Raw genomic sequence first — 20,918 nt, forward strand, 5'->3', positions numbered from 1 at the left:
TATAGTCAGATCGTTTGGAATTATTTCACATTAACTTTGAACTGCCATTTAAAAACAAAAAAGGCAACCTATGTTGCCTCTTTTTACGCAATATAAATATTCAACCTTAGTGTACTGTTGTGGCTTGAATATATTGTTTGAAACTTTCACGACAGCCTTCAAATTTCATCTGAATTTCATCCTCATGTAAATTTTGATGTGCAGAGCTTGCAAAAGAAATTTGTACTGAAATTCGTGTAGGTTCATGGTCAAGTGCGTGTTTGAAGTATACATGGTCACCCAAGCTGAGAACATAATGACCACCGCCAATTACGGCCACACCATTTTCATCTTCCAAGAGTAAATCTGCGTGATTTAAATAGCCAACAACTTCCATTTTCTGCTCCTCTCGTTTTTTTATTCTAGGTTCATTATTCTTTATTTTTATATGCTTTGCTATATATATGATTTAGAGTTTTGTCACAAAAAGTTCCATGCAAAAAATAAAAAACCGTTCCTTAGAACGGTTTGTAATCTGGCATTTCAGTATGCGGTGTTGCAATACATTTTTCAGTATATTTCACACGAATTTTTTCACGCGCACCTTCAATATCGGATTTAATTTCAGCCTCAGGTAAAGCATAAACATCTTCAATAATTTCTAACGCAAATGTTTTGGTCATTTCGTCTTCAACTTTATTGGCATGCTCAATCGCTTTATCTTTTTCAATGGCATTTTGACGGTCTAACATAATTGAACGTGCTGCATTACCAATACTTTTACAATAGCCATGCCATTGCTCTTCTGGTGTTAACGGTTTTTTTTCAGCACAACCCACCAGTGCAATCACAGCAGCCAAAGCGAATAACTTTTTCATTACAACCCTCCTATTCGCCCTATCATAATCAAACTTTTTCAAATGAAGAACCATTACCCACTTTAAATAGTATAAAAGCCCAAATTTGAGCTTTTATACTTAGAAAAATTAACCGCAGCTTGCTTGAACTACTTTATTGGTTTTCGGATCGACTGTTACTGTCACACGGTCTTCGCGATAATCCATAGTCACAGGCTGCCCTGGTTGTACTAAGCGTACCATCTTCGCACTGGTTTTTTGCTTAATCTGTGCTTCAGTTAAATTTGACTGACCAATCAAAGCTGTCGCTTGCTCAGCAACACATTTGCTTTGACTAGCACGGAAAAGCGCCCATTCTTCAATGATTTGACCATTCGGCAAATGGCAATAGCCTACTTCACCATTGGCCTCTTTTCGAATCTCTAATTTACCACCCTGTTCAACACAGTATGTACTGGCAGGATTAGCCATACCTAAAGTTGGCTTTTCAGTTTCATTTTTTTGCGCAGTACTACAACCCGAAATAGCAGCAACCATTAATCCAAGCATTACGATTTTTTTCATAAAAAATATTTCTTTAGATAAAAGATCAACATAGCAAATATGTTTGAAAAAAATTGTGCGAGTTTTGCAAAATTTAAGATTGCATAAAGAGCCCATCATTTGACGGACTTTTTATTTTGAAAAGCTAGATTTTCAGGTCAATTTTAATTGACTGAGTGAATATCAAGCTCTTCATTTTTTGCTAAAACTACAGATGCTAGAATTGGAGTACCTAAAATGAACGGCATAGCAAAGATCCAAAAGACCACGGTATAGTGCGGATCAAAGAAAAACTGGATAGCAAGCGCCACTAAAATTAAAACTGAAAATAAAATCACTGCAAAGCGTATTACAAAATTGATCGGCATAGGGATCATCACTCTAAATTTAGCAAGTCCATTTACTATACACCTACTTTCATTATGGTTTAATTGATTTTAAGTATCTAGTGTCTGTTATTCATAGGTTTTCTTCATCTATCAAATAAAGAGTTTTATCAAATGTCGTATTAAACTTAAATGAGCAGCTAAAAATAAAGCCTACATGATGTAGGCTTTATTTGGCAGAAGAGCAGCTTTAGAACTTCCAATTATAGAAGACGTCGATGGCACGCTCTAATGACTGACTCGCCTCTAAGTACATACGTTTGTTCATTTGATAACGCAGGGTCAGTTTATTAACTGGTGTAAAGACACCCACGCCATAACGGATATATAAGTCAGGTGTAATATAACCCGTCAGGCTGACTTGTGTGTCATCCCCTGTGCCTTGCGCATCCAGCGCTAAACCGCTTAAACCAAAAGTACGTCCAATTTGGTTAGTAAAGGCGCGTGTCCCGCCTAAACCTAAACTAATCCCTGCGGCAGCAATGGTGTTATTGACATCTGACTTAAAGCCTTCCGTTTGACTTAAACCAGTTGTACCTTCATTAATGCGGCCTGTAATTAATGCATTCAAAGCTTCTTGCTCGGAAAGCCCTGCATCGTTATAGACTTGAATATTGGGTGATGTTGCCGTACCCGTCACACGGAAACCCACCGTGCTGCCTTGTACATTTTTATTTGCATCGACATCCAGTGTTGGATTGCTCAACACACCGTTAAAACGCGCAATGGCACGGTTTAAGTCCAAACTCTGCCCATAGGCTTCAATTTTAACTTTCTGACTTACCCCAATTGCACCATTGGCACGCATTGCGGTTTCAGCACCGCGCTGCGATAGATATAAACGACCTAACAATGGAATACGACTATTAAACCCTTGGAAGACAACTTGATTACCTAGTCCGACCATCAGATCGGCACGAATGTCCCAAGGTTTGGCGCTATTTAAAATCGCCAATTGGTTTTGGCCTTCTCTGACTACGCGTACATCAGACGATACATTCACCACAGGTACAGATGCTTCAGGCATCGAAATAAGCGCACGAGAAACTTGAATTTCACCGTTTAAGGTCAACTTCCTACTCAACGGCAAAACATCCAGTGTGATTTTCGGTGTCACTAGCGCGGTAATTAATGGCGCTTGGCGAATCAGTAAATTTTCTCCATTCAACTGAAGCTGAATGCGTGGATCATTCTTCCAATCTACCGTCCCTGTAAGTGTACCCACACCACGACCACTGTTAAAAGCACCATTGATGGTGGCTTGGTCTTGGCGTATAGCCGAATACAGCTGGATATTGGTCAAGTTGACTGGCAATGAAATCATACTAATCGAACCATCTTTCAGACGGACATCACCTGTCAATAGTGGTGCTTTTAGCGTTCCATTAATCTTACCTGCATACGAAAGTGTTCCGCCCATCGAACGTACATCAGCAATGAAAGGTTTAAAGACTTTGAGTTGCACCTGATCAAATGCAATTTCACCGCGCATAGGCATGCTGTCCCGATACGGATCAATAACCACATTGGCATAGCCCACACCAATTTCAGGTGTTTTGACATCCAAACGGATTTGTAAACCTTCCGCGATGCTTTTGGCAACCAAAGCCACTTGTTCATATTTTAAGGTTGAGCCCATATCTTGTGGGTCATCCGCCGCCAAGCCAATCACACCATCTCGGGTGACTAAACGTGCATCAATTTTTGGTTTAGATCCTTGTGCCCAAACCGCTTTAGCATGTCCATTTAACTTACCTGTAATCGCTAATCCTTCAGGCATAAAGGCAGCAAAGTCGTTTAGGTCGAGGTTTTGAGTCAAGAATGAAATATTGCCACGCGTTTTACTGACACGAATCGGCTGGTCAAAACACAACTGACTTTGTTGACTCATCCAACAATGCGCGCCAATCAACAAATCTGCTTTGGCACTGTTATAGACCACAGCTGCACTTTGGCGCTGCACCAAACGTGCGCGCAAAGAGTCAAAATCACCTTTTTGGATCTGACCTAACCAATCATTTTGCGCATTAAAACCACCTGCCAATTGCACATAAAATTTCGACTTTTCGTTTTGTGCAGAAACTTTTAATAAATGGGCTTTGCGAATACCTGCCAGTGAAATTTCACCTTGTTGAATTTCACGATTACCACTTCTTAAACTTTCCATTTTTGCAGTCAATAATGACGGTGTTGTTTCCGATGTCGGTAATTGCCCGACAATGCGTAATTTACGCATATCAATCAGATCTTTAAAGCCAAAATTATCCACTGCTAAGTTTGTCGTAGCCCTTAAACGTGGTTGAGATTGGATATTTAAATAGCCGTAGGCACGACCACGTAAGCCCGAATAAATTTCATACAGTGCAGGCGCATTAATATTCAGTCTTAAATTTTGCGCATTACCTGTCGCTTGCACTTGGTTTTTGGCATAAGCCAACAGTAGGTTATTCGCTTCAAACTGTTGCGGTAAAAAGCCCTTTTCGCTGGAGTTGAGCACCAAAGCTAAATTACCTGTGCCACGCACTGGCTTATTGTTCAGCGTACCCGCTAGGTTTAAGCTCTCGATGTTAATGCGTTTTAAAGCATCCGACCATGTGCCTCTGGTTTTCACCACACCAGACAATTCGCCTTTAACACTAGACGCAAAATATTGAGGTTTAAAACGAATGAATGCTGCATTCACATCCCAAGTGATGCCGTGAATAAAATGCACCAAACCGCTGGCATTAATTTGACCTGCCACACCATTGTGTTTCAGCTCAGTCACTTTAATAAATTCAGGCGTTCCTGAAAGTTTTAGGTTTAATGTGCCCTGACTGGCTTCAAACTGGCTGGCTTTTAAAGCACCATCGTAGTTCACTGCATAGCCTTTGAAAGCACCACCCGCTTTTTCATCATTGAACAGGAGTGCCGCAGTTGACTTACCCGTTAAGTGAACCGTTTCATTATTACCCACTAGTTTTCCAGTCAGATCAATGCCCTGTAGCTGAATGATTTGCTGATTCGGTTTGGCATAGCCACTTGCTTGTAGCTTTCCGTTCAATAGATTAACCGGTGAAGCCTCTGCCACCATTTGCGGGTTAAAATCTTTCGCGTTTAAAACGGCTTTCCACTTCAGTTGACGTTTCTCATCTGGTAGCTCAACCACCGCATTACCACTTAAGCTTCCCTTGCCTGCCACATAACTAAAACTCGGCACATTTAAATTATTATTTTTAAAATTTAACTGTGCGAGGTAATTACCCGCAGGTAACGTCGCTTTTTCGTGTTGACTCACAACAGTGGCAACATGAATATCTTGCTGACCTTCAACCAACGCCAGTTTTACATCCCCTGAAGCACTACTTAACCAGCCGATATAAGGCACGGCGCGGTCAATATTTTTCCAAGAGACATCCATCAACATTGGCTGAACTTTGTTATTTTTCTCTGGGTTTTGGTCTAGTTTGAGATGCCATGCTTCATAACGATCAAAGTCTAGATCTGCGGTTAAGTGTAAACCTTTTTCAAGCGTGCCTTGTGATGCAATTTTTGCATCCAAACTTGGCGGTAGAAAGTCAGAAACCACTTGTGGCAGTACATCGTCTTTAGGATTGATTTTATCTAAACGACCTTGTACATCCCAAGTGACATGATCTTTCCAACTCACCACACCACCCAGATTGACCGAGCCTTTCATCAACTGAGCATTTAGATTATCAATATCAAGTTGATGAACCAAATCGGTATGCATCAAAGCAGTATATTGACCTTTAGGAATGTCTTTACCACTCAGATCTGTATTTAAGTCGATATTTAAACGTTCGATATCACCTGAAAATTTAGCAACACCTTTTTCAGCATAGAGTTTGTAATCGGTCAACAGCGGTAAGTTGTAATGATTAAATTTGAGCTGACCTTGCATCGGTACATGTTTACGTACAGGGTGCAAAATGGCCCAACCCGTCAACAGGTCAGGCGTCCGTGTCGCGACACCCGCTTGGATAGTGTCCAGTGTCCCCGTTGCGTGTACAGCAATATCATGCACATTTAAACTATCACGCAGTGCCGGTAAGTTTGCAATGGCGGTCGCTTCAAGCGGATATTTCCCTGAGAATTTCATTTTCCCAGTTGCTTTACGAACTGCTAAATAGCCCATGTCCATACGAGAGTCTTCAAACTCAAGTTCCGTCCCCGACCAGAGGGCATTATTTAAATGCACATCATAAAAATCTACTTGGGCATCGGATGCGGTACGGATATTTAGATGATCAACATCTGCGGTATCTAAACGTAAAACAAAGGGTAATTTAATTTCGCTGAACTTAAACGGTTCATCACTCGGTTCACCTTTGGTAATGATGCGCAAATTGCGCACATCGGCTTCACGTAAATGAATTTCTTTATCTAAGATGGCGCGCCAGCCCAAACTCACATCAGCACGGTCAATTTTGACATCAACAGGCTTTAAGGTGACCACCACATTTTTAAGAATAATGCCTTTCCACAGATTACCGCCTTCATACTCATATTGGATAATCTGCTGACGTTGTAAAACTTGGTCAAGTAAGAACTTACTGCCTTTATCGGTAGAAAACATGACCGCAAGCGATATCACCAACAAGATGAGCGTCAACAACAGCGTCAAAATGACACTTCTAAAAATACGTCGCTGCTTGATGAGCGGCGCAGGTGGTGTTGGTTCTTGCTGCTGTTCTACTTCAGCCATAGTCTTCCCAAAAAAGTGTTAAATTTTATAATAATGAGCCAATAAAGAAATGCACACGTATCGGATGACTATCATCAGAAATACCTGAAGCTACATCAATCCGAATGGGGCCTATCGGTGATGCCCAGCGCACACCAAGACCTACACTGTATTCGGTGTCATTGCTAAAATCTGTATCATAAGCATTACCAAAGTCGCTGAATACTGCCGCACGCCAGCCTTCTTTAAATTGGTAATTGTATTCCATGGAGCCGACAGCTAAGGCTTGACCACCCACTTTAAAACCATCGACCACAGGTGACAGACTCTTGTAGTCAAAACCACGAATGCCTTGGTCTCCACCCGTGAAATAACGTAAGTTATAAGGGACTTTATTAAAGTCTTCAGTAAAGATATAACCGAGATCGCCACGTCCGACAAATTGGTGATTGTCATTTTCACCCAAGGAATAGATAAAACGCCAACCCGCGTTTACGATGGCCATATCTGCATCTGAAAGTAGGCTTTCGCTCCCCAATTGAATTTTATAGGTTTGTTTAATTCCTTTGCTTGGGTTGACCCGTTTATCACTGTCAATTCTAGAAATTTCATAACCCAATAAAAGTGACTCTTGCTCTGGGTCATCATTGGCAATAAATGCATCAGGGATATCTGTTGCACTCGCTGTACCTTTTTGCGTTAAGCGGTCTAAACGGTAACGCACCCCATAAGTATGTTGCCAGTTCCCCATTGGGTTTTTAATGACACGGTCAGCCCCTGCAACTGCTGATTCTGTGAGTAAGTTTACGCCCTGTCCCACATCATCACGCACTTCACGCTCATAACCCCCCACGAGACTGATATAATCATTCAGTGGATGTTTATAAGGAATATTATAACGACCGTCGATAGACTGACGAATTTCTGAAAGCTCAAAGTTGGCGTCAAAAGAGTGACCACGTCGGTTTACAATGGCACGACGGTATTGCGCACGTAAACGCGCACCAGAGTCACTACCATAACCTGCGCCGACTTCTACACTGTTTAACTGGTCCGCGTTTAAAGTAACTTTAACAGGAATTACTTTTGTTTCTCGAGCTTCCAGTTTTAAACGTTCTTCTTCACTTTCTTTGGTTTCTTGTGCGGTGCGAAGCGCTGCTTGTGCTTTGTTCTGCTCGGCATCATTGACACCGGCGAACTGTGCTTCGCTCACCACAGACTGTGTTACTTCACGATTTGAAACAACTTCTTTCCTCTCTTGGATCAAAGCATCTTGACGAGAAAGTTGTTGTTCATCGACCAACTGCTGTAAATCAGGTGGTAACTCACGAACTCTTTCAACAGGATCAGGTCGAACAGCATCTACCAAGCTGTAGTTAAAGTAACGTGAGTTGGTCAAATTATTGGCCAAACCATTAACACGCCAAAAGGTATAGTCCGCGCCAGGCTCCCAAGTCACTAAACTTTGCAAAACATCTAAATCAATAGGCAGTGGTTTACTTGAGTCACTCATCACAAACTCAACACCGCCGAGTTTATAGCGTTCACCTGTTTCATAACGTAAGTTAATGTCTGCCGTATTTTGCGGCTGTTCCACTTTCACATCATGTAAGCGCCAGTAACTGTCAAAGAAACCGTTATTGCTGGCCGCTTCATTAATTCGTGCTTTGGTCGACTCGTACAAACCATGATGCAATACATCACCGACGTCTTGTTCAGGTAAGACTTTAATCACTTGGAACTGCGGTAAGTACTGACCTGCACCACTAAACTCGATGTTTTGTTCTTCAATCCGCACAGGTATATTCGGCACCACTTGAATGCGCACACGGTTATTGCTGGTTTTTTCAAACTTAAATTCCGCATTATAAAACCCGACGGCTTGTGCGGCTTGGTTTGAAATTGAGCGTAGCTGCGGCAATGCCGAAGGAAAATCTTCAAAAGACTCTTGTGTAAAGCTTGAAACTTTACCTTCAATATTTTCTTTTAAATTAACCAAAGCGGCCTGATACGCTTTATTGGATATTTCGCCTTCATATTTCGCATTGATGATTTCAACATCCGCACTGATCCGCGGTACTTTTGCAGTATCCAGTTCTCTTGGTGGTCGAATTTTATAAAGCATGCGCTTAAAGAAATTGGGTTCTTTGGCAATTTGCTCTTCAGCGCTCATGCCAAAGTCTAAGGTATTGCCTTCCGTGTTGGCTTCTACAGAAATTTTACTGTCTGCTTGGATGCTTTGCATCAGTTGATCAACATTGACTGGAGCTTGATTAATTTCCGCCATTTCCTGTTGAGTGGCATCACTCACCACCAGCTCTTTCGTTTGGCCACTACGATAAGCTTGTGCTTCTGCTTTCGCTTGCTCAGCCACCTGATAAATATCATTGGCCATGCCTTGATCAACTTGCACAGTTGGAAAATCTTCAAGATCATCAAACTCAATCGGTGCAAATTCAGGTAAATTTTTTAAAGCCGTCTGCTGCTGTTGCAACATTTGCATACTGTCTGGAACCGTGGGCTGAACTACAGAATTTTCAACTTTTTTTAATTCGTCCGCGCTGCCCATACCTTGGCGAATTGCTTCTTTTTTAATGTCTTCAGTGAATTGCGTAGAAGTTTGTGGCTCGACTTGTGCGTTACTTGGTTCAATCGCAACGGGCGTTTCAGCCAAAGCGGCTTGTGACAAAAGCGTTAAAAAGATACTCAGACACAAATATTTATTGTTATGATGCCACGGTATGAAAGAATTCATACTCAATGAAAGAGTCGACTTTTTAAATTGTGTTTTGGCAAGCATAGAAAACTCTAAATTTATTTAATCGTTATGGATTTGCTCTAATGAATTGTCACAAAAGAACTGAAATCTATTGATTATTTTACCCAATTTCAGGTTTTAAATATCTTACATGATTTTATTGAACGTTTGAGCAATTAGTCACATTTCTTAATAAAACTTAATGCAGTGCAAAAAGCATGAAAAACAATGAACATCTATTAAGTACCCGTCGTTTTCTTCCCATGTTTATTACCCAATTTTTTGGTGCTTTAAACGACAATGTCTATAAACAAGCTTTGCTTTTAGTCATTACTTATGGATGGATTAATCAACAAGCCGCGGATGTCAGTACCTTAAATAATTTAGCCGCGCTGTTATTTATTTTGCCTTACTTCATTTTTTCTGCAACCGCAGGACAAATTGCCGATAAGTTTGAGCGCTCACAACTTATTCGTGGCATCAAAGTTCTAGAAATTGTGATTATGCTCATCGGTTCCGCGGGTTTCTTATTGGGCAATTTATGGCTACTGCTCTTGGCTCTATTTATGATGGGCACACACTCCACCTTCTTTGGCCCCATTAAATACGCCATTTTACCTGAGATTCTAAAACCAAATGAACTCATGTCGGGCAATGCGCTATTTCAGTCGGGTACATCTATTGCCATATTGGTGGGCATGATTTTAGGTGGTGCGGTCATTTCGATGTCTCAAGGCAATCTTATTTGGATCAGCCTGACTGTCGTCATCATTGCCGTTTTGGGTTATTTCTCCAGTCGATTTATCTTAAAACAAAAAGTCAGCTCACCCGACTTAAAAATTGACTGGAATTTCTTTAGAACCAGTTTTCAAACACTCAAATATGCCAAAAGCATCCCCCTCATCTTTATGATTTTACTGGGAAATTCATGGTATTGGTTTTACGGCGCGACCTATCTCACCCAAATTCCACAGTTGACTCAACAAAACCTACATGCATCAGAAAATGTCGTCAGTCTTTTACTCACGTTCTTTTCTGTCGGGATTGGAGTCGGTTCCCTGCTGTGTCGTAGAATTGGTGGCTCTGAAGTGAATATTAAAATGGTGCCTATCGGTTCGATTGGGCTCACCCTATTTGCCTTTTACTTGGCTTTGAGTCTAGCCTTTGTACCTGAGCGTACAGGGGCAATGATGAATGTCACGGATATGTTTAACCACGGTGCAATTTACTACCATGTCATGCTTGCGGTGACCTTGCTCGGCATCAGTGGTGGTTTTTATATTGTGCCGCTATACGCCATGATGCAAGCCTATTCACCGCGTTCACATCGTGCACGTGTTGTTGCCGCAAACAACATATTAAATGCGGTGTTTATGGTGTCTTCTGCTATATTTTCGATTATCATTTTAAGTGTTTTGAAGATTGATATTAAAATACTTTTCAGCATTACTGCTGTATTAAGTGCGGGCTTTACGCTGTGGTTGTTATATCGACTCAAACCCATGCTAAAAACTGTACAACCTGAGTTAGAGGACTAAAGTTATGCGTCATTACACTGGCATCGATAAATTTATCAATTCTTTTGATCAAGCCCTGCGTAGCTTAGTTCCAGGCACAACGTCTGCTCAACGTGAAAACCCAGGCAAGGCGGTAGAAACCCAACTCGCAGTGAGTGAAGCACGTCATGTTGCAGGTCTAATGCGGGTCAACCATAGTGGTGAAGTGTGTGCACAAGCGCTTTATCATGGGCAAGCTTTAACGGCAAAACTGCCGAATGTACGCCGCGAAATGGAACAAGCGGCGATTGAAGAACAAGACCATCTTGCATGGTGTGAAGACCGCTTAAAAGAGCTAGATAGCCATACCAGTCTGCTCAATCCAATTTGGTACGGCTTATCCTTTGGCATGGGTGCAATCGCAGGCATTGCAGGCGATAAATATAGCTTAGGTTTTGTTGCAGAAACTGAACGCCAAGTGAGCCTGCATTTACAGCATCACATCAGCCAACTCCCTGCTCAAGATGACCGTTCACGCAATATTCTTGTGCAAATGAATGAAGATGAATTACACCATCGTGATACAGCACTGAATGCTGGCGGAGTCGATTTGCCAATTCCTGTCAAAATCACCATGACGGCTATTTCAAAACTCATGACCAAGACCAGTTATTTTATTTAAACAAATATACCTTACTCCTCTGTACACGACAAATTTCACAGAACTCTTATCCTATCAGGCATCTGCCTTCTTAAAATTGCCAGAATTTCCTTAAACTCTTCTTTTTTCCCAAAACCAATTAAACGCTGAATCGCCATTTGAACATAGTCTAAACCATAGCGAAATAAACTCATTGAGAGTCGTCCATGCTTCTTTATTTTTATCGCTTTTTTTTGATCATGTTGCCATTCACCCGTTAAGTAGCACCAACAGAAGCTTATAGCTAAGACCGCAATCAATTTTTTCACTCGTCTAGGGTCTGTCAAGCGCGTATTTTCAAGATTGAATCCTCGTCCTTTGAGACAACTGAATAAGGTTTCAATTTCCCAGCGTAATGCATAATCCTGAATAGCATTGGCATTAAACTGAGGAGAAACGACGAGTAAAAGCTCTCCATTTTCTAACTGTAGTGCACTCATATATAGTTTCACCCGACCAACCAAAATCCGTCGTTTACGACATTCAATTTGACCAAGTTGAAGATGGCGAAATAAATCACTAATTTTATGATTCTTCCCTAAATGATTGGTGACAATGAAGTTTTTTTAACACGAATGCAGAAGTTGATGTCTTGTTCAATTAACCATGTAAACCACTGCTCACCGATAAACTCTCTGTCTGCGAACACATTCACAATACGGTCTTTACCAAAAATGGATATAAAGCGTTGAATCAAAGCAATCCGCTCTTTCGTATCTGAATTTCCACGTTTATTAAGCAATGTCCAAACGATAGGTATCGCTATTCCACGATAAACGATCGCAAGCATCAGGATATTAATATTTCGTTTTCCCCATTTCCAATTGGTTCTATCTAAAGTCAGTTGCACTTTGTCGAATGAAAACATATTGAAAATCAACTGAGAAATTTGACGATAATCAAAATACTGACCTGCAAAGAAGCGCTGCATACGTCGATAAAATGATTGTGGTAAGCACTTGATGGGCAAGGCTTTAGATGCAGAAGAAAGATTACATGTTTGCTTTAAAATGATCACAAGCATGATGAGCGCAAAGCACTTTAAATGTGACTTGTTCCATTTTAGAGATTTGTTTAAGATAAGATATAACTCATTGAGATGTGTCATAGTATTCGTCGTTAGAAAACAATTATTATGACATTATTTCAATGAGTTATCTATTTTTGTCGTGTACAGAGACCTTACTCTTATAAAAAAGCAGTGGTTATGCCACTGCTTTTTTATTGACTCTAATTTGCTTATTCCGCTGATATCGGCAGTAATAAAGTATTACCTACTTGCTTTAAATTCGCCGTATATTTTGACGCTAGTGATGGATTGGATGGATAGCTTTTCCCATTGTACTTCAGTATGACCTGTCCTAAACCACGGGTATAAACCGACAAATCATGCCAACCTTGGGTTTGGGTACTTAAGGCATAAATCGGTGTAGATGACACGGTCATTTTGCTATGCGGTTGAAAACTTCCATTTGCAAGACCTTGAAAGACCAGCAATGTACAGCCACCAGAACCACACCACTCCATCCCACTTAATAGCACCACGGCGTCATCGATTCCGTCTTGGTTTAAATCATATAGGCTAGTTTGATAATCCGATTGATCTTGCGTATAGGCCTGTATAGCTAGTTTTAACCCTTGTTTTTCAGTCGTTTGAGATACACTCGTTATATCCATAGCAGGTGTCGCTGTCGTTTTGGACGGAGTTGAATGACAGCCCGCTAAAAACATGGCTAAAGAAAGAGCACTCAAAATTTGTATTTTCATGAAAATAGCTCGCTGCGAATTATATTTTATAAGCATGTTAAGCCAGTTCAAGTGTCAATCACACTTCGATATGTTACTTGGCTTCCAAGCAGCTCACCGTTGGAAATGCATGTGTTTGATGCTGAAATGCAGCATCCTTCCACACATCAAACATTGGAATTTTAACGTCTAAAGCTAAAGGTAATTTTTTGGGATTGAACTGCATATGTTCTAAGTCACTCCCCCATGCAATCAAATCGACATCCAATGAAATCTGATGCGATGGGCGGATACGCCCAGATGCGACTTCCATATTTTTCAGCAATACCGAAATATCGGTAACCGAAAAAGATGATTTCAGCAAGCAGGCTGCATTCCAATAATCTGCCCCAACCCCATCACGGCATGGAATTAAATAAATATTCGAAAATTGCAGTTGCCCAATTTTAGCAAGTTCATCAGAGGCATATAAAAAGTGTTGCTTTGGATTATTATTACTCGCCAGAGCTAGGGCGAAAATCGTTTCGGTGGCGTTCAAGACGAATTCCTACAGAATTTGCTTGCGCGATAATGGCAGGCTTACGGATGGTAATATTAATCGATTCAATCGCCTGAAAGGTAGAAAAAAGTGCGTTGATGACCAATTTTGCCGCATGTTCAATCAGCTCAGGCTTAGCATCTTGAATAACCTTTGCTGCAATTTCACAAATTTCAGCATAATTTAAGGTATGGTCTAAGTCATCTGAGTTTGAAGCTTGTTCCAAATCTGTTTGAATAATCATATCCAACATTAAAGGCTGAATAATCTGACGTTCCCAGTTAAAACAGCCAACCACTGTTTCAACTTTTAAGCCTTCAATGATAATTGCGTCCACATTATTACCTTTAACCGATTTTGACTTTTAATCCCTGCCTTGCGAAACCAAGTTTCTCACCCTTTTAAACAGGAAAGCGTTTTCAGTCCCTCTTTTCAAAAGAAGGACTGAAAGAGATTTTTTGGTGAATGTGTTTCAAAAGAACTTAGTTTTTTAATAACACATTTGGGTCCATAGTTTGCACCATTTGCAAACGCTGGTCAGCATAGATGTCGGTATACGGCGCAAGGATGCGCATGAAACGATCAAAATACAGCATCTGTTTAAATAACAAGGCAAAATCACGCGGGAAGCGAATCCCGTGGCGCTCGCCCACTGCGACCATATCCATCATGATGTCATTCAAATCTGCTGGGTTTGAACTAAGCAACTCTTGCGGATCTGCCAACAACACACCACTAAATAAACGTTCAAGATCTGCGGCCAACACCTGAGTATCAATCTTCACTGCGGTCATGCCCATTCCCAGCATATTTTCCGCCATGAGTGCATAATCTGTTTTTTGCAAGGCATCCATAAACGCGATGCAAGCTGTCCATACTTCAGGTTTCAACTGCCCCACAATTCCGAAATCAATAAAACCCACACGACCATCATCAAGCAGCATCAGGTTTCCAGCGTGTAAATCAGCATGGAAACTGTTACACATCATTAGACTACCAAACCATGTATTCATAGCAGTAATCAGGACTTGGGATGGGTCTTTACAGCGCTTTTTAACCACTTCAAAATCAGTCAGTGGTACGCCGTAAAGACGCTGCATGGTGAGTACACGGCGCGTTGAATATTGGTGATAGACCTTAGGTGCCATCGCCTTATGGTTTTGCGTGATATTGAGATAGTTCACAAAGTCATCCAGATTACTGGCTTCTTCAATAAAATCGACCTCGCGAACCATGCGGGTTTTGATTTCTTCTACAATATCTGCAAGAGATGCAAATTTGACTTTAGGCACTGCTTTTTCTAAAACCTTGGTAGCCCAGTGCAGAACATTTAAGTCGGTATAGAGAATGGTTTCTACACCTGGCTTTTGTACTTTAATCACCACATTTTCACCCGTCACCAGCTTCGCGGCATGAACTTGGGCAATAGACGCTGAAGCTAACGGCGTTTCATCAATCGATGCAAAAATCTCAGACAGATTTCGACCTTCAAACTCAGAAGCTAAAACCCCTTGTACATAACTAAATGGTAATGATGGGGTTTGGTCTAAACAGCCTTGAAACTCTTCAACATATTCACGTGGAAAAAGTGAAGGTGTACTCGCAATAAATTGCCCCAACTTGATATAGGTTGAACCCAGAGACTCAAAGGTTTCACGCATCAATTTGGCATTACTTGGTTTTTCAGTTGCGTACTTAATACCAGCACGTGCTGCAATGACTGCAGTTTCCCCAACACGGGCAACAGAACGCAGTCCATCTAAAAAGATATTGTTTTTCATAATATCGGTCAAAAATAAATTGTATTGAGTGTATCAAAGAATGAAAAAATTGCAGGCTTATCTTGCCTGACAAACTGGACAATCTGTATCTTTTTCGAAAGCAAGCAAACGTTGTTTCATACTTAAGCCATCCCAAAGTAACAAGCGTTGTTTGAGTGCAGTCACATTTAAACCCAAATATAAAAGTGCATGATGCGCTTGAAGGCTGGCCATTACATTCGGGGTGGTAGCTAAAACGCCCGAATCTGCACAGCGTAGGCTTTCATTCGCATGTTCTTCTTTAGGGAACAGACATTCATAGCAAGCGGACTCACCTTCCACCATAAACAGTTGCCCTTGAAAACCAATGGCCGATGCACTGATGAGTGGAACATTGGCCGCTTTACACTGCTGATTGACCAAATACCGTGTCGTAAAATTATCACAACCATCAAGGACTAAGTCTTGACCTGCAATTAAACTAGCTGCATTGGCTGTATCAAGTTTTACAGCATACGCATGGACTTTGATATAGGGATTGATCTGCTTTAAACGCTGGGCCAAAACCTCTGCTTTATAAAAACCGACATTATTTTCTACATAGGCAATCTGTCTTTGAAGATTGCTTACTTCGATGGTATCAGCATCTATCAGAGTGATTTGCCCTACGCCAGCACGCGCCAATAATTCCGCAGTCATACAACCAATACCACCGCAGCCTACGATGAGTACATTGGCCAACTTTAGTTTTTCTTGTGCCTCTATATCCCATCCATCCAATAAAATCTGGCGGCTATAAAGATGCATTTCAGCACTACTGAGTTCTAGACTTTCATCTAACTCGTCCATGATTCAGCCTTTTGCTAAAGAAAATGTTGATGGCGAATTATAACCATGAAACCAAGGTTGGCTATGCACAAATTCAATAAATGCTACGTGCTTTACATAGCTCAACTTTTTCATTTTTAAATTACGGAGATTGAATCATACTAGGGCTTGTTGAGAATTAACAAATGCTACTGATTAATTTACAATAGTACTATGGATAGATACATACTTACTGATGCCCAATGGGCAAAAATGGAACCTTTTTGCCTAGGTAAAGTGACCGATCGAGGTCGTAGTGGAAAAGATAATCGATTATTTTTAGAAGCAGTCCTATGGATTGCCCGTACAGGCAGTCCATGGCGTGATCTACCTCCTCATTTTGGTAAATGGAATACCGTCTTTAAAAGATACCGTGATTGGGTGAAAGCTGGTGTATTTGAAAATATTTTTGCATCTGTAAATGAAGATGTTGATTTGGAATACGCCATGATTGATGGAACGATTGTTAAAGTTCATCGACATGGGCAAGGTGCAAAAGGGGGACTTTCAAACAGTCTATAGGTAAATCTCGAGGTGGAATGACCTGTAAAATTCTTGCCTTAGTGGATAGTCTAGGCAACCTTATTAAATTTCGATTAATGCCTGGTCAATATCACGATTTAGTAGAAACCAAACCTTTAATTGAAGATGTTGATTTTCAAGCATTACTGGCTGATAAAGCATTTGATGCAGATTGGCTCATCCAAGAACTCAATGAACGTAAAGTGAAAGTGGTGATCCCACCTAAATCTAATCGAAAAGTAATGAGAGCATTTGATACGATTATGTATAAATGGCGTCATCTCATTGAAAACTATTTCTGTAAGTTAAAAGAATTTAAACGTATAGCGATGCGTAGTTGTAAAACAGATACGAGTTTTGAAGCCATGATTCAATTGTGCGCGAGTTTAATTAACTCTCGGTAATTCTCAACAGACCCTAGTTGCCTAGTTAAATTTTCTTAGGCTATTTATACCTCTAACTATATTTCAAGCGGTGTTCCACAAGTCACATACCACTATAAATGGTTAAAAGAAAAAGTCAGTCTATTTAGAACTGACTCGCTTTAACTCTAACTAGATTTCAACAAAAAATGATACTCGGAAAACGTCATCTGCAACCTGCATGGTGTAAGTAAGATAAAAAGAACAGGTTTTGCAGATGACCATGGTTTTGCCTACTTTTGCCGAAACAAAAGTAGGCGAGCCGTAGGCTAATGGTGAAATTGAATGAAAATTAGATAAGGCTCCGCCAAAATAATTGTTTTTCAATCGGTTAAATCAACAATACATCGAATTCAAGTTACCCCTAAGACCCTTTTATTTTTAAATTAAATGGCAGCTTGTAGGGTTTGCATCTTTGCCACTTCTTGCTGTTTCAGCAAATTACGTTGAATTTTTCCACTCGACGTTTTTGGCAAGCTTTCAACAAACTCAATTTCTTTCGGATAAGCATGTTTAGATAAACGTGAACGCACATAGGCTTGGAGTTTGCTATCCAACTCTTTAGAGGCTTGGTACTGTGGCTTTAGCACCACAAAAGCTTTCACCACTTCAGTGCGCTCTGGATCAGGCTTACCAATCACAGCTGACTCGAGTACTTCCGCACACTCAAGCAAAGTACTTTCGACATCAAAAGGCCCAACTCGATAGCCTGACGTTGTAATGACATCGTCAGCACGTCCAACAAAGTCGATACCGCCAATTTCATTGAGCTTGACCGTATCACCTGTTAAATAATACTGTCCCACAAAGGATTTACGATTATTGCCACCATAGCCTTTAAACCATGTCAGTGGTGACTGGCTAAAGTCTATCGCCAGCGTTCCAATTTCACCGCACTTCACTTCTTGGTGGTTCGCATCAAGTACAGCAAAGCGGTGTCCGGGGTTGGCAAAGCCTGCCGACCCGACTTTTTTCTCATGATCCAATGCATGATGGTTGGCGATCACCATGCCCAACTCAGTTTGTCCATATTGGTCATAAATGTTGACGTTCAAATCATTATTAAACCAATGAATCACTTCTGGGGTCAAAGGCTCCCCCGCGCTACTAACAGCACGTAGGTGGGTTTTAATGGAAGGATCAAACTTTTCTTTAAAACCAAAGAACATCCGAAAAGCTGTAGGCGAACCCGTTAAGTTACTGACGCGATACTTTTTAATGACTTCAACCACATGATCGACGCTAAATGCGCGCTCATCCATAATGATGCTATGCCCCAAGCTGAGCGGGCCAGTAATGCCGTAGTACAACCCATAAGCCCAACCCGGATCGGCTAAGTTCCAAAAAGAATCGTCTTCTCTTAAATCGACTGCATGTTGCATATAGCCCTTAAAAGCCAAAACTGCTTTTAAAGGGACAGGAACCGATTTGGCCAAACCCGTGGTGCCTGAGGTAAACATCATCAGGAAATCATCATCAAAGCTACGCAAAACAGCTTCACATTGATCGGACTGTTGTTTTGCTTCCTGCCAAAAATCAGCTTCATTGCTAGCTAAGTTTGTTCCCGCATTCACTGTAAGAATATGTTTGACTTCAACGTGATTTAGCTTTGGACGTTGCTCTGCATTGGTCACAATCAATTTAGTGTTTGCAGTTAAAACTCGATGTTCAATCGCCTTCGACTCAAAAGCAGTAAACAAAGGCTGATAAATCGCACCGATCCGCCATGTTGCTAAAATCGTAATCAACAGTTCAGGCGTACGCGGTAACAGCCCTGCGATACAGTCACCCACTTGAATGCCAATACTTTTAAAATAATTTGCCAACTGAGCTGAGGCAACATCAAGCTGTTCAAAACTCCATTGCTCAGACTCGCCATTTTTTCCTTCCCAAATGAGTGCTGTTTTTTGCTGCCCGACATAGCGCTGACAGCACTCAATATAAGCATTCACTGCATTGGGTTAGCCTACCAAATGTTCTTGAATCAGTTGATCATAGTTAAATTCTTGATGGGCTTGTTCTAATGTCTTCATCACGACAACCTCGCATTATCCATTTTTTAAGGCCAAATCCACTTTGGCCGTCCATGTTCTTTATCGTTTTAAGCGTTGAACTGACCTCATTGTCAGTCCTATATTATTGAAAATCTAGAGCAGCTTAGCTGCTCGACTTAATAATGGTAAATAACTGCTGCACCTAGATAACCATGTTTTAAATGCACCTACAATTTCCAAATCCCTCAATGAAAATGCAGGCTTTGAACATCGACCAAGGTCTAAAACTGAGTAGACTTAAACCTTGGTAACTTCACGTGCAATGACAAGACGCTGGATATCAGACGCCCCTTCATAAATCTGGCTCACACGGACATCCCGATAAATTCGTTCAACAGGAAAATCTGAAACATAGCCATAGCCACCATGAATTTGAATCGCATCAGAACAAACTCGCTCCGCCATAGTTGAGGCAAACAGTTTGGCCATAGAAGCTTCTTTTAAACATGGCAAACCTGCATCCTTCAAAGCAGCTGCATGGAAAATTAACTGACGTGCAGCTTCAATTTGCGTCGCAATATCGGCTAAACGAAAAGCAACTGCCTGATGATGTACAATTTCAACACCGAAGGCTTTGCGTTCATTGGCATATTCAACTGCTGCATCTAAAGCGGCACGCGCCATACCCACTGATTGCGCTGCAATACCAATACGTCCCGACTCCAAATTCGAAAGCGCAATTTTGTAGCCCTCACCTTCCTCGCCTAGCAAATGATCAGCCGGAATGCGGCAGTTCTCCAAAACGATGGTTGCCGTATCCGAACAATGCTGCCCCATCTTTTCCTCTATACGAGAGACGATATAGCCTTCGGTATCGGTTGGGACTAAAAAGCAAGAAATACCTTTCTTACCCGCGGCTTTGTCTGTGACTGCAAAAACCAAAGCGACTTGAGCATGCTTACCTGTGGTAATGAATTGCTTAGTTCCATTCAACACCCATTCATCGCCCTAACGAACGGCCTTACATTCCAACGCACCTGCATCTGATCCTGCTTGTGGTTCAGTGAGACAAAAACAACCCAACCACTCACCTGTGGCAAGCTTGCTTAAATATTTCTGCTTTTGAACATCAGTTCCATAACGTTGGGTAATGCCACACGGCAGTGAGTTTTGCACACTGACAATGGTCGAAATCGCACCATCACCTGCTGCAATTTCCTCAAGTGCTACCACCAGTGAAATATAATCTAAACCCGCACCACCCCACTCAGGTGAAACAGTCATACCCAAAGCACCCAACTCACCCAGCTCTTTAAGTTGTTGCGCAGGAAACTGTGCGGTTTTGTCACGTTCTGCTGCTGTTGACTTCAGTTTTTCCTGCGAATAACTACGCAGCATGTCCTGAATCATTTTTTGTTCTTCATTTAAAAGCATGGAGTATCCCTTCTCTGTTCAGGTTATTAAATTTAATAAATATTTGATACACGGCGCCCCATTCGCAACCTGAAAGCCTTTCAAAAGATAATGTTTCTGCGAGAAAGTAGTCTGTAAATTTAATAAAACAGGTTTTGCGAATGGAGATGGTTTTGCCTACTTTTCCCGAAAGAAAAGTAGGTCGAACCGAAGATTATAAGAAGCCTTTACTTATCGAGGCAAAGACTCC

14 protein-coding genes and 3 pseudogenes are annotated in these 20,918 nt (G+C 41.2%); 3 read left to right on the top strand and 14 right to left on the bottom strand.

Features of this window, described 5'->3' with window-relative positions; all coding sequences use genetic code 11:
- Positions 1-106: 106 nt before the first annotated feature.
- The 6 genes from HUK62_RS11115 to HUK62_RS11140 form a co-directional block, all read right to left on the bottom strand.
- A complete protein-coding gene (locus HUK62_RS11115) occupies positions 107-376 on the bottom strand; it encodes a hypothetical protein (RefSeq protein ID WP_004696516.1) in 270 nt (89 codons plus the stop codon).
- 121 nt (positions 377-497) lie between these two features.
- Complete coding sequence (locus HUK62_RS11120; RefSeq protein ID WP_176537875.1) at positions 498-857, bottom strand: hypothetical protein; 360 nt, start codon at positions 855-857, stop codon at positions 498-500.
- 108 nt (positions 858-965) lie between these two features.
- Positions 966-1,400, bottom strand: coding sequence for an I78 family peptidase inhibitor (locus HUK62_RS11125; RefSeq protein WP_176537876.1), 435 nt, complete (start codon positions 1,398-1,400; stop codon positions 966-968).
- Between the two features lie 143 nt (positions 1,401-1,543).
- Positions 1,544-1,747, bottom strand: coding sequence for a hypothetical protein (locus HUK62_RS11130; RefSeq protein ID WP_004696512.1), 204 nt, complete (start codon positions 1,745-1,747; stop codon positions 1,544-1,546).
- A gap of 208 nt (positions 1,748-1,955) precedes the next feature.
- Positions 1,956-6,473: a translocation/assembly module TamB domain-containing protein gene (locus HUK62_RS11135; RefSeq protein ID WP_176537877.1), complete on the bottom strand. Its 4,518-nt coding sequence runs from the start codon at positions 6,471-6,473 to the stop codon at positions 1,956-1,958.
- A 25-nt stretch (positions 6,474-6,498) separates the two neighbouring features.
- Positions 6,499-9,252: a BamA/TamA family outer membrane protein gene (locus HUK62_RS11140; RefSeq protein ID WP_176537878.1), complete on the bottom strand. Its 2,754-nt coding sequence runs from the start codon at positions 9,250-9,252 to the stop codon at positions 6,499-6,501.
- A gap of 176 nt (positions 9,253-9,428) precedes the next feature.
- Between HUK62_RS11140 and HUK62_RS11145 the strand changes: the two genes are divergently transcribed.
- Entirely contained in the window at positions 9,429-10,748 is a 1,320-nt protein-coding gene (locus tag HUK62_RS11145) for an MFS transporter (protein ID WP_176537879.1), read from the top strand.
- 4 nt (positions 10,749-10,752) lie between these two features.
- Complete coding sequence (gene coq7 / locus HUK62_RS11150; protein WP_004696505.1) at positions 10,753-11,388, top strand: 2-polyprenyl-3-methyl-6-methoxy-1,4-benzoquinone monooxygenase; 636 nt, start codon at positions 10,753-10,755, stop codon at positions 11,386-11,388.
- Positions 11,389-11,423: 35 nt separating this feature from the next.
- Here coq7 and HUK62_RS11155 read toward each other — a convergent pair.
- The 6 genes from HUK62_RS11155 to HUK62_RS11180 form a co-directional block, all read right to left on the bottom strand.
- A protein-coding gene (locus HUK62_RS11155; RefSeq protein WP_100607964.1) for an IS4 family transposase occupies positions 11,424-12,514 on the bottom strand; the annotation gives its coding sequence in 2 pieces (ribosomal slippage) (positions 11,424-11,974 and positions 11,974-12,514; 1,092 coding nt in all).
- Between the two features lie 131 nt (positions 12,515-12,645).
- Positions 12,646-13,083 (bottom strand): hypothetical protein, encoded by a 438-nt coding sequence (locus HUK62_RS11160; protein ID WP_176538483.1) that lies wholly within the window; start codon positions 13,081-13,083, stop codon positions 12,646-12,648.
- Between the two features lie 163 nt (positions 13,084-13,246).
- Positions 13,247-13,690 carry a 2-amino-4-hydroxy-6-hydroxymethyldihydropteridine diphosphokinase gene (locus HUK62_RS11165; protein WP_176537880.1) on the bottom strand — a complete coding sequence of 148 codons (444 nt, stop codon included), beginning with the start codon at positions 13,688-13,690 and terminating at the stop codon, positions 13,247-13,249.
- Positions 13,647-14,027 (bottom strand): dihydroneopterin aldolase, encoded by a 381-nt coding sequence (gene folB, locus HUK62_RS11170; protein WP_176537881.1) that lies wholly within the window; start codon positions 14,025-14,027, stop codon positions 13,647-13,649. Before folB ends, HUK62_RS11165 begins: the two co-directional genes overlap by 44 nt.
- A 145-nt stretch (positions 14,028-14,172) precedes the next feature.
- Positions 14,173-15,471: an AarF/UbiB family protein gene (locus tag HUK62_RS11175; protein ID WP_176537882.1), complete on the bottom strand. Its 1,299-nt coding sequence runs from the start codon at positions 15,469-15,471 to the stop codon at positions 14,173-14,175.
- Positions 15,472-15,528: 57 nt separating this feature from the next.
- A complete protein-coding gene (locus HUK62_RS11180) occupies positions 15,529-16,299 on the bottom strand; it encodes a HesA/MoeB/ThiF family protein (RefSeq protein ID WP_176537883.1) in 771 nt (256 codons plus the stop codon).
- Between the two features lie 231 nt (positions 16,300-16,530).
- On the opposite strand from HUK62_RS11180, the pseudogene HUK62_RS11185 reads away from it, so the two are divergent.
- Positions 16,531-17,243 (top strand): annotated as a pseudogene (locus HUK62_RS11185) (IS5 family transposase).
- Between the two features lie 404 nt (positions 17,244-17,647).
- Here HUK62_RS11185 and HUK62_RS11190 read toward each other — a convergent pair.
- Both HUK62_RS11190 and HUK62_RS11195 read right to left on the bottom strand, forming a co-directional pair.
- Positions 17,648-19,294, bottom strand: a pseudogene (locus tag HUK62_RS11190) (AMP-binding protein).
- Positions 19,295-19,552: 258 nt separating this feature from the next.
- A pseudogene (locus HUK62_RS11195) lies at positions 19,553-20,689 on the bottom strand (acyl-CoA dehydrogenase family protein).
- Between the last annotated feature and the right edge of the window lie 229 nt (positions 20,690-20,918).

The organism is Acinetobacter sp. NEB 394 (genome assembly GCF_013374795.1).
Lineage (GTDB): Bacteria > Pseudomonadota > Gammaproteobacteria > Pseudomonadales > Moraxellaceae > Acinetobacter > Acinetobacter johnsonii.

What these genes read in the sequence shown, in the direction of transcription:
- coq7 (WP_004696505.1), top strand. Translation starts at nt 10,753, where the DNA reads ATGCGTCATTACACTGGCATCGATAAATTTATCAATTCTTTTGATCAA.
- HUK62_RS11115 (WP_004696516.1), bottom strand. Translation starts at nt 376, where the DNA reads ATGGAAGTTGTTGGCTATTTAAATCACGCAGATTTACTCTTGGAAGAT.
- HUK62_RS11145 (WP_176537879.1), top strand. Translation starts at nt 9,429, where the DNA reads ATGAAAAACAATGAACATCTATTAAGTACCCGTCGTTTTCTTCCCATG.
- HUK62_RS11175 (WP_176537882.1), bottom strand. Translation starts at nt 15,471, where the DNA reads ATGAAAAACAATATCTTTTTAGATGGACTGCGTTCTGTTGCCCGTGTT.
- HUK62_RS11180 (WP_176537883.1), bottom strand. Translation starts at nt 16,299, where the DNA reads ATGGACGAGTTAGATGAAAGTCTAGAACTCAGTAGTGCTGAAATGCAT.
- HUK62_RS11160 (WP_176538483.1), bottom strand. Translation starts at nt 13,083, where the DNA reads ATGGATATAACGAGTGTATCTCAAACGACTGAAAAACAAGGGTTAAAA.
- HUK62_RS11120 (WP_176537875.1), bottom strand. Translation starts at nt 857, where the DNA reads ATGAAAAAGTTATTCGCTTTGGCTGCTGTGATTGCACTGGTGGGTTGT.
- HUK62_RS11140 (WP_176537878.1), bottom strand. Translation starts at nt 9,252, where the DNA reads ATGCTTGCCAAAACACAATTTAAAAAGTCGACTCTTTCATTGAGTATG.
- HUK62_RS11135 (WP_176537877.1), bottom strand. Translation starts at nt 6,473, where the DNA reads ATGGCTGAAGTAGAACAGCAGCAAGAACCAACACCACCTGCGCCGCTC.
- HUK62_RS11125 (WP_176537876.1), bottom strand. Translation starts at nt 1,400, where the DNA reads ATGAAAAAAATCGTAATGCTTGGATTAATGGTTGCTGCTATTTCGGGT.
- HUK62_RS11130 (WP_004696512.1), bottom strand. Translation starts at nt 1,747, where the DNA reads ATGCCGATCAATTTTGTAATACGCTTTGCAGTGATTTTATTTTCAGTT.